Consider the following 9,231-nt stretch of genomic DNA (forward strand, 5'->3'; position numbering starts at 1 on the left):
TCACACAAGTATTGACTGATACACCGCATTCGCGAGCAAGCCCGCTCCCACAATAAAGCAAAGCGGTTCTGCGTGAAGCTTACAGAATGTAGCGAGACAGATCTTCGTTCTGCGCCAATTCGCCCAGATGGCTGTTGACGTAATCCGCGTCGATCTTGATCACTTCGCCATTCTGCGCCCCAGCCAGGTCGCCAGCACTGAAGGACACTTCCTCCAGCAACCGCTCCAGCAAGGTGTGCAAACGACGCGCACCGATGTTCTCGGTCTTCTCGTTGACCTGCCAGGCGATCTCCGCCAGACGCTTGATACCGTCCGGCTGGAATTCGATGCCCAGGCCTTCGGTTTTCAGCAGCTCACGGTATTGCTCGGTGAGCGAGGCATGCGGTTCGCTGAGGATGCGCTCGAAGTCGCCCGGGGTCAGCGCCTTGAGTTCCACGCGAATCGGCAGGCGGCCTTGCAGCTCCGGCACCAGGTCGCTGGGCTTGCTCAGGTGGAACGCACCGGAGGCGATAAACAGGATGTGGTCGGTCTTGACCATGCCCAGCTTGGTGTTCACGGTGCAGCCTTCGATCAGCGGCAGCAGGTCGCGCTGTACGCCTTCGCGGGAGACATCGACGCCACCGGAGTTGCCGCGCTTGGCCACCTTGTCGATCTCATCGATAAACACGATGCCGTGCTGCTCGACGGCTTCCAGGGCCTTGGCCTTGAGTTCTTCCTCATTCACCAGGCGCCCGGCTTCTTCGTCGCGCACCAGTTTCAGCGCTTCCTTCACCTTGAGCTTGCGGGCTTTCTTTTTGCCCTTGCCCATGTTGGCGAACAGGTTCTGCAACTGGCTGGTCATTTCTTCCATGCCCGGCGGCGCAGAGATATCGACGCCGGAGACTTCGGCCACTTCGATCTCGATTTCCTTGTCGTCCAACTGGCCTTCACGCAGTCGCTTGCGGAACAGTTGGCGGGTGTTGGAATCCGAGCTCGGCGCCGGGTCTTCGTTGAAACCCATGCGTGCCGGTGGCAGCAGGGCGTCGAGGATGCGTTCTTCGGCGGCGTCTTCGGCGCGGTGGCTGACCTTAGTCATTTCCTGTTCGCGCAGCAGCTTCAGGGCGGCGTCGGCGAGGTCACGGATAATCGACTCGACGTCGCGGCCCACATAGCCCACTTCGGTGAACTTGGTGGCTTCGACCTTGATGAACGGCGCGTTGGCCAGCTTGGCCAGGCGACGGGCGATTTCGGTTTTACCGACGCCGGTAGGACCGATCATCAGGATGTTCTTTGGCGTGACTTCAACACGCAGTTCTTCGGGCAGTTGCATCCGGCGCCAGCGGTTGCGCAGCGCAATGGCAACGGCGCGCTTGGCATCGTCCTGGCCGATGATATGGCGGTTGAGTTCGTGGACGATTTCGCGGGGAGTCATGGACATAGTGTTTGGCGGCCTCAAGCGGGAATAAGCCTACGGCTTACTCGGCGAGGTCCTGCTCCTCAATGGTCAGGTTGTGGTTGGTGAACACGCAGATGTCGCCGGCGATGCCCAAGGCGGTCTCGACGATTTCACGGGCCGACAGGTCGGTTTTCTTCAACAGTGCGCTGGCCGCAGCCTGGGCGTAGCCGCCACCGGAGCCCATGGCGATCAAGCCGTTTTCTGGCTCTACCACGTCACCGTTGCCGGTGATAATCAGCGAGGCATCTTTGTTGGCCACGGCCAGCATGGCTTCCAGGCGGCTGAGGGAACGGTCGGTACGCCATTCTTTGGCGAGTTCGACCGCCGCGCGCACAAGGTGGCCCTGGTGTTTTTCCAGTTGGCCTTCAAAACGTTCGAACAGGGTGAAGGCGTCGGCGGTGGCACCGGCAAAACCGGCGAGCACCTGGCCGTGGTACAGGCGGCGCACTTTCTTGGCGTTGCCTTTCATCACGGTGTTGCCGAGGGAAACCTGGCCGTCGCCGCCCATGACGACTTTGCCGTGGCGACGTACTGAAACGATGGTGGTCAAGGGGAGAGTCTCCACGCAGCGGGGCGAAAATGCCCTGGTGGAAACAGATATGGGGATGGTGGGGGGGATTTCAACCGTGGGGGCGGTGTGCGGACGAGTGGTGTTTATTGGTCTGACACACTCTTGAGAACGCTATAGATCAAATGTGGGAGCGGGCTTGCTCGCGAAAGCGGTGTGTCAGTCGCCGAAAATACTGACTGATCTACCGCATTCGCGAGCAAGCCCGCTCCCACATGGGGCCAGCTGTGTTCCTTAGATCAGCGGCTCTGGCGTTGTTGTAACAACAGGTTGCTAAACCCTGCGCCGGCCAGTTGCTTCTGTGCCACGGTCAGCTGTTCACGGTTGCTGAACGGCCCCACCAGCACGCGATACCAGGTCGCATCCTTCACCGTGCCGGATTCCACCGTCACCGCCTGGCCCAGCAGAATGATCTGCGCCCGTACGCGATCCGCATCCGCCTGCTTGGGGAACGAGCCCGCTTGCAGGAAGAACTTGGTCACCGGCGCCGCCTTGGTTTCGGCAACCGGTGGCGGTGGTGGCGGGGTGATCCCGGCCAAGGCGGCCTGGGCGCGCGCCGTGTCGATCTTCGCCGCTTCCGCTGGCGTCACCGGGGTGGTCGGCACTTGTGGCGTCGGCAGGGTTTTTTCCGGCACGGCGTCAGGCGGCACGATCACTTCCGATTCCGGCAGCAGCGTGTAGAAGTCGTACTTCGGCTTTACCGGTGCCGTAGGGCTCGGCGCAGTCTTGTTGGCTTCGGCCATTTTCGTGGCCTTCTGCTGTTCCTGCTTGACCCGTTTGACGTCGTCGCCCTTGCCCGGGTCCAGCTTCATCAGGAACACGATAAACGCGCCGACCGTCAGGCCGATGGCCATCCACAACCAGCCCGGAATCGGCTTTTTCGCCGGGGCCTGGTAGCGGCTGGCGCCGCGCTTGGGTGCAGGTTTTTTCTTGGCAGCCAACTTACATGCGCTCCAGGGTTTCCAGGCCCAACAACTCCAGGCCTTGCTTGAGGGTACGTCCCGCCAGGGCGGCGAGGCGCAGGCGGCTTTGCTTCTGGGCTTCGTCGTCGGCGGTGAGGATCGGGCAGTTCTCGTAGAAGCTGGAGAACAGGCCGGCGACTTCGTACAGGTAGGTGCAGAGGATGTGCGGTGTGCCTTTCTCGCCGACGCTGTTGAGCACTTCGCCGAATTGCGCCAGCTTGGCCGCCAGCTCCTGTTCGTGCGGGGCATCCAGCACGATCTGGCCTTCAACTTCGCTGAAATCCTTGCCCAGCTTGCGGAACACGCCGGCTACACGGGTGTAGGCGTACAGCAGGTACGGCGCGGTGTTGCCTTCGAAGTTGAGCATCAGCTCGAAGTTGAAGCTGTAGTCGCTGGTGCGGTGCTTGGACAGGTCGGCGTATTTCACCGCGCCAATGCCCACCACGCGGGCGATGTTGCGCAGGTCGGCTTCGGCCAGCTCCGGGTTCTTTTCCTTCACCAGGTTGTAGGCACGTTCCTGGGCTTCGTTGAGCAGGTCGATCAGCTTCACGGTGCCGCCGTCACGGGTCTTGAACGGGCGGCCGTCGGCGCCGTTCATGGTGCCGAAGCCCATGTGTTCCATGTGCATCGGGTGGGAGATGAAGCCCGCGCGACGTGCCACTTCGAACACTTGCTGGAAGTGCAGGGCCTGGCGCTGGTCCACGAAGTACAGCGCGCGATCGGCCTTGAGCACGCCGCTGCGGTAGCGCACGGCCGCCAGGTCAGTGGTGGCGTACAGGTAGCCGCCATCGGCCTTGACGATGATTACCGGCAGCGGCTCGCCTTCGGCGGTCTTGAATTCTTCGAGGAACACGCACTGCGCGCCGTTGCTTTCCACCAGCAGGCCCTTGGCCTTGAGGTCGTTGACCACATTGATTAGGTCGTCGTTGTAGGCACTTTCGCCCATCACGTCGGCCATGGTCAGCTTGACGTTGAGCAGCTCGTAGATTTCCTGGCAGTGGGACAGGGAAATCTCCCGGAAGCGACCCCACAGTTCCAGGCACTCCGGGTCGCCGGCTTGCAGCTTGACCACCAGGCCACGGGCGCGGTCGGCGAACTCTTCGGATTCGTCGAAGCGCTTCTTCGCGGCGCGGTAGAAGTTTTCCAGGTCTGACAGCTCGTTGCTGGTGATCGGGTTTTCTTGCAGGTACGCCATCAGCATGCCGAACTGGGTGCCCCAGTCGCCCACGTGGTTCTGGCGGATCACGGTGTCGCCGAGGAACTCCAGCACCCGCGCCACGCCGTCGCCGATGATGGTGGAGCGCAGGTGGCCGACGTGCATCTCCTTGGCCAGGTTCGGCGCCGACAGGTCGATGGCCACGCGTTGCAGCGGGCCGGCCTTGCGTACGCCGATCTTGGCGTCGGCCAGGGCGGCGTCCAGGCGTGCAGCCAGGGCCTGGGTGTTCTGGAAGAAGTTGATAAAGCCCGGGCCGGCGATTTCGGCCTTGGTGACGCTTTCGTCCGCCGGCAGGGCTGCGATGATCTTTTCCGCCAGGTCGCGGGGCTTCATGCCTGCGGGCTTGGACAGCATCATCGCGATGTTGCTGGCGAAGTCGCCGTGGGTCTTGTCGCGGGTGTTTTCCACCTGGATCGCCGGCGTCAGGCCTTCAGGCAACACACCTTCGTTGACGAGTTGGGTGAGGGCTTGTTGGATCAGCTGGCGAATGGTGTCTTTCATGGTGTTCTCTTTGTGCCGCAAGCGACAGCGCGCGATGCGCGGGTGGAAAAACTGGGCATTATCCGTGGGGAGGGCGGGCTTGCCAACCGTTCAGACGGGTTGGCGGACCTGCGGGCCTCATCGCGGGCAAGCCCGCTCCCACATTTAAGGGGGTTCACAATCCAAACTGTGGGGTTAATACAAATCTACTGGGTCCACATCCATCGACCATCGCACCTGCCGGCCGCTGGGCATTTGCTCCAGGGCAAGCAACAGGCTACTTAACAGCCGATGCAGGGGCGCGCGGGACGTTGCCTGCAAGAGTAGCTGAGCGCGATAACGCCCGGCACGGCGCTCCATGGGCGCGGGCACCGGGCCGAGCAATTCGATGCCGCTCAGACCCAGTTCGCCGAGCAAACGTTCGGCGGCGCTGCAGGCTTCGTCGAGGAAGCCTTCGGCCTGCCCCGGTTTATGCGCTTCGGCGCGCAGCAGGGCCAAATGGGAAAACGGCGGCAGCCCGGCGGAGCGGCGCTCGCTCAAGGCCTGTTCGGCGAAGGCAAAGTAGCCTTGTTCTGTCAGCTGGATCAGCAGCGGATGGTCGGCCAGGTGGGTCTGGATAATCACCCGGCCGGGTTCTTCAGCGCGCCCGGCGCGGCCGGCGACCTGCACGATCAGTTGCGCCATGCGCTCGCTGGCGCGGAAGTCGCCGGAGAACAAGCCGCCGTCGGCATCCAGGATCGACACCAGGGTCACCCGTGGAAAGTGGTGCCCTTTGGCAAGCATCTGCGTGCCGATCAGGATGCACGGCTGGCCTTTCTGGATAGTAGCGAACAACTGGTTCATCGCGTCTTTGCGCGAGGTGCTGTCGCGGTCCACCCGCAGCACCGGGAAGTCCGGGAACAGAATGCCCAGGCGCTCCTCGGCGCGCTCGGTGCCTGCGCCGACCGGTCGCAGGTCCACTTTGCCGCACTGCGGGCAGTGGCGCGGCACCCGTTCCACATGGCCGCAGTGGTGGCAGCGCAACTCGCCGTGGCGCTGGTGCACGGTCATGCGCGCGTCGCAACGCTCGCACTCGGACATCCAGCCGCAGTCGTGGCACAACAGCGTCGGCGCAAAGCCACGACGGTTGAGGAACACCAGCACTTGCTGGCCGGCGGCGAGGGTCTGGCCGATGGCTTGTTGCATCGGCCCGGAAATACCACTGTCCAGCGGGCGGCTTTTTACATCCAGGCGCAGGAAGCGCGGCTGTTTGGCGCCACCCGCGCGCTCGTTGAGACGTAGGAGGCCGTAACGACCGGTGTAGGCGTTGTGCAAGCTCTCCAGGGACGGCGTGGCCGAACCGAGCACTATCGGGATGTCTTCCTGGCGTGCGCGCACCAGTGCCAGGTCGCGGGCGTGGTAGCGCAGGCCTTCTTGTTGTTTGTAGGAGCCGTCGTGTTCCTCGTCGATGATGATAAGCCCGGGGTTTTTCATCGGGGTGAACAGCGCCGAGCGGGTGCCGATAATAATGTCGGCTTCGCCGTCCCGCGCCGCCAGCCACGACTCCAGGCGCTCGCGGTCATTGACTGCCGAATGCACCAGGGCGATGCGCGCATTGAAGCGTTGCTCGAAGCGCGCCAGGGTTTGCGGGCCGAGGTTGATTTCCGGGATCAACACCAGCGCCTGTTTGCCGGCTTGCAGGGTTTCGCGGATCAACTGCAAATACACTTCGGTCTTGCCGCTGCCGGTGACGCCGGCCAGCAGGAACGCGTGGAAGCTGTCGAAGCCTGCACGGATCGCCTCGTAGGCGGCGCGTTGCTCGGGGTTCAGCGGCAATTCCGGCTGGGCCAGCCAGTGTTCGTGGCGCGGGTCGGGGGCGTGCTTGCGGATTTCCACCTGCACCAGCTCCTTGGCGAGCAGCAGGTCGAGACTGTCTTTGCTCAGCATCAGCTTGCTTAACAACTGATGGGCCACGCCGTGGGGATGTTGCGCCAGGGTCGCCAGGGCTTCGCGTTGGCGCGGGGCGCGGGCTATGCGCGGGTCGTCGAGGCGCGCGCCGGGTGCCGCCGACCAGAAGCGCTCCTGGCGCGCCTCGGCCAGTTCGCCCTGGCGCAGCAGCACCGGCAGTGCCCAGCTCAGGGTGTCGCCCAGGCTGTGCTGGTAGTACTGGGCCGTCCACAGGCACAGCTTGAACAGTGCGGGCGGCAGCGGCGGCGTGGCGTCGAGGATCGCCAACGCTGGCTTGAGCTTTTCGGCGGGCACTTCGCTGTGGTTGGCGACTTCCACCAGGATGCCGATCATTTCCCGCCGGCCAAACGGCACGCGCACACGCATGCCTGGCTGCAACTGTGCCCGCAGTACACCGGCCGGAGCGCGGTAATCGAACAGGCGGCGCAGGGGCGAGGGCAGGGCGAGGCGCAAAATGGCGTCGGGCACGCGGGGGTCTCATCTATATAGGCAGGCGGTGGCGCAGGGGCGGGAGCCTAGCAGACAGGGGAGGGCTTGGGGTAGCCGATGGTTTTCTGATGAAAGGGAGTTTCACGCCCACAGCGCCGCTTGCGCGTTTAAAAAGGTCTGGTAGAATCCGCGGCCTAATTACGTGCGGTATTCGACAATAGTGTCGAGTGGCGGCACGCTAGCCCGAGGAAGTGCCATGAAAGCCGATATCCATCCAGCGTACGAAACCATCGAAGTAACTTGCAGCTGCGGCAACAAGTTCGAAACTCGTTCGAACCTGTGCAAGCCACTGGGTACTGACGTATGCAACGAGTGCCACCCGTTCTACACCGGTAAGCAGAAGACTCTGGACACCGGCGGCCGCGTACAGCGCTTTGCTGACCGTTTCGGCGCTTTCGGCAAGAAGGCTGCTACTCCAGCAGAGTAAGCCTGAAAAACCCCCTGGGTTTTTCCCGCTGAAAAAAGAGGCGCCCCCCGTGGGCGCCTTTTTTGTGCCTGGAATTTGATAAAAACCACTTGAATCGACGTTTAAATAAAAAATTGTAGACATTTGTTAAATCGATTGTGAACAGTTGAGCCCTTGTATCCCGTGGCCTTAGACCAAAGTACGGCGCTCTGGGGCCTTGACACCGGTGACTACCCAGTCTTGTAGGGACTTTACGACACGCGTATCCTCGGCGGTCCGTCGACCAACAGTAAAAGCGGAATGCCGATATGTCTGATTTGAAAACTGCCGCTCTCGAATATCATGCCAATCCTCGTCCAGGAAAGCTGAGTGTAGAGCTCACCAAAGCCACTGCCACCGCCCGCGACCTGTCGCTGGCCTACAGCCCTGGCGTGGCCGAGCCCGTACGTGAAATCGCCCGCGATCCTGAGTTGGCGTACAAGTACACCGGCAAGGGCAACCTGGTTGCAGTGATTTCCGATGGCACCGCGATTCTGGGCCTGGGTAACCTCGGCCCATTGGCTTCCAAGCCAGTCATGGAAGGTAAGGGCGTGCTGTTCAAGCGCTTCGCCGGCATCGACGTTTTCGACATCGAAGTCGACTCCGAGAGCCCGCAGGCTTTCATCGACACCGTAAAGCGCATTTCCATCACCTTCGGTGGCATCAACCTGGAAGACATCAAGGCACCTGAGTGCTTCGAGATCGAAAAGGCCCTGATCGAACAGTGCGACATCCCGGTATTCCACGATGACCAGCACGGCACCGCGATCGTTACCGCAGCCGGCATGATCAACGCCCTGGAAATCGCTGGCAAAACCCTGGCTGACGCCAAGATCGTCTGCCTGGGCGCTGGTGCAGCGGCTATCTCGTGCATGAAGCTGATCGTGAGCATGGGCGCCAAGCTGGAAAACATCTACATGGTCGACAGCAAGGGCGTGATCCAGTCCGAGCGTACCGACCTGAACCAGTACAAGGCGATGTTTGCCCACCCGTCCTCCAAGCGTACCCTGGCTGACGCCCTCGACGGTGCAGACGTGTTCGTTGGCCTGTCCGGCCCGAACCTGCTGAGCGCCGAAGGCCTGAAGTCCATGGCGGCCAACCCGATCGTATTCGCCTGCTCCAACCCGGACCCAGAGATCGCGCCGGAACTGGCGCACGCCACCCGCAACGACGTAATCATGGCCACCGGCCGTTCGGACTACCCGAACCAGGTCAACAACGTGCTGGGCTTCCCGTTCATCTTCCGTGGTGCCCTGGACGTTCGCGCCAAGCGCATCAACGAAGAGATGAAAGTAGCCGCCGCCAACGCCCTGCGTGAACTGGCCAAACTGCCAGTGCCTCAGGACGTGTGCGACGCCTACGGTGGCGCCAAGCTGGAATTCGGCCGTGAGTACATCATTCCGAAGCCAATGGACAAGCGCCTGATTACCCTGATCTCCGATGCCGTGGCCAAGGCCGCGATCGAGACGGGTGTGGCTACCCTGCCGTATCCGAAGAACTACCCGCTGCAAAGCGTGGATGATGTGTTCAACGGCTAAGCCGTTGTAGCGCACCAAAAAAAGCCCCGGCTCTCGCGAGTCGGGGCTTTTTGCTGTGTGGCACTTAACTTGAACCTTGCGTAGAGCCAAGTGTGGGAGCGGGCTTGCTCGCGAATGCGGAGTGCCAGTCAACGAATCTAGCGACTGATAC

7 protein-coding genes are annotated in these 9,231 nt (G+C 62.1%); 2 read left to right on the forward strand and 5 right to left on the reverse strand.

Translation table 11 applies throughout. The features are described 5' to 3' along the window. Window positions 1-79 precede the first annotated feature (79 nt). The 5 genes from hslU to NUV89_RS24695 all read right to left on the reverse strand — a co-directional run bounded on the left by hslU (window position 80) and on the right by NUV89_RS24695 (window position 7,076). On the reverse strand, window positions 80-1,417 hold the full coding sequence (gene hslU / locus NUV89_RS24675) for an ATP-dependent protease ATPase subunit HslU (RefSeq protein WP_257783375.1): 1,338 nt from the start codon (window positions 1,415-1,417) through the stop codon (window positions 80-82). Window positions 1,418-1,454: 37 nt separating this feature from the next. After that, window positions 1,455-1,985 carry an ATP-dependent protease subunit HslV gene (hslV, locus tag NUV89_RS24680; RefSeq protein ID WP_017738857.1) on the reverse strand — a complete coding sequence of 177 codons (531 nt, stop codon included), beginning with the start codon at window positions 1,983-1,985 and terminating at the stop codon, window positions 1,455-1,457. A gap of 257 nt (window positions 1,986-2,242) precedes the next feature. Continuing rightward, a complete protein-coding gene (locus NUV89_RS24685; RefSeq protein ID WP_017738858.1) occupies window positions 2,243-2,944 on the reverse strand; it encodes an SPOR domain-containing protein in 702 nt (233 codons plus the stop codon). A gap of 1 nt (window position 2,945) precedes the next feature. After that, window positions 2,946-4,682, reverse strand: a complete 1,737-nt coding sequence (gene argS / locus NUV89_RS24690) for an arginine--tRNA ligase (RefSeq protein ID WP_257783376.1) — start codon at window positions 4,680-4,682, stop codon at window positions 2,946-2,948. A gap of 174 nt (window positions 4,683-4,856) precedes the next feature. Further along, the gene (locus NUV89_RS24695) at window positions 4,857-7,076 is read right to left on the reverse strand and encodes a primosomal protein N' (RefSeq protein ID WP_257783377.1); all 2,220 of its coding nucleotides are present in this window, start codon (window positions 7,074-7,076) and stop codon (window positions 4,857-4,859) included. A 217-nt stretch (window positions 7,077-7,293) separates the two neighbouring features. On the opposite strand from NUV89_RS24695, the gene rpmE reads away from it, so the two are divergent. Both rpmE and NUV89_RS24705 read left to right on the forward strand, forming a co-directional pair. Continuing rightward, complete coding sequence (gene rpmE / locus NUV89_RS24700; protein WP_017738861.1) at window positions 7,294-7,524, forward strand: 50S ribosomal protein L31; 231 nt, start codon at window positions 7,294-7,296, stop codon at window positions 7,522-7,524. Between the two features lie 287 nt (window positions 7,525-7,811). After that, entirely contained in the window at window positions 7,812-9,080 is a 1,269-nt protein-coding gene (locus NUV89_RS24705) for a malic enzyme-like NAD(P)-binding protein (RefSeq protein ID WP_257783378.1), read from the forward strand. Window positions 9,081-9,231: the final 151 nt, after the last annotated feature.

Origin of the sequence: Pseudomonas sp. 18.1.10 (assembly GCF_024655625.1) — a bacterium.
GTDB lineage: Bacteria > Pseudomonadota > Gammaproteobacteria > Pseudomonadales > Pseudomonadaceae > Aquipseudomonas.

What these genes read in the sequence shown, in the direction of transcription:
- hslU (WP_257783375.1), bottom strand. Translation starts at nt 1,417, where the DNA reads ATGTCCATGACTCCCCGCGAAATCGTCCACGAACTCAACCGCCATATC.
- argS (WP_257783376.1), bottom strand. Translation starts at nt 4,682, where the DNA reads ATGAAAGACACCATTCGCCAGCTGATCCAACAAGCCCTCACCCAACTC.
- rpmE (WP_017738861.1), top strand. Translation starts at nt 7,294, where the DNA reads ATGAAAGCCGATATCCATCCAGCGTACGAAACCATCGAAGTAACTTGC.
- NUV89_RS24705 (WP_257783378.1), top strand. Translation starts at nt 7,812, where the DNA reads ATGTCTGATTTGAAAACTGCCGCTCTCGAATATCATGCCAATCCTCGT.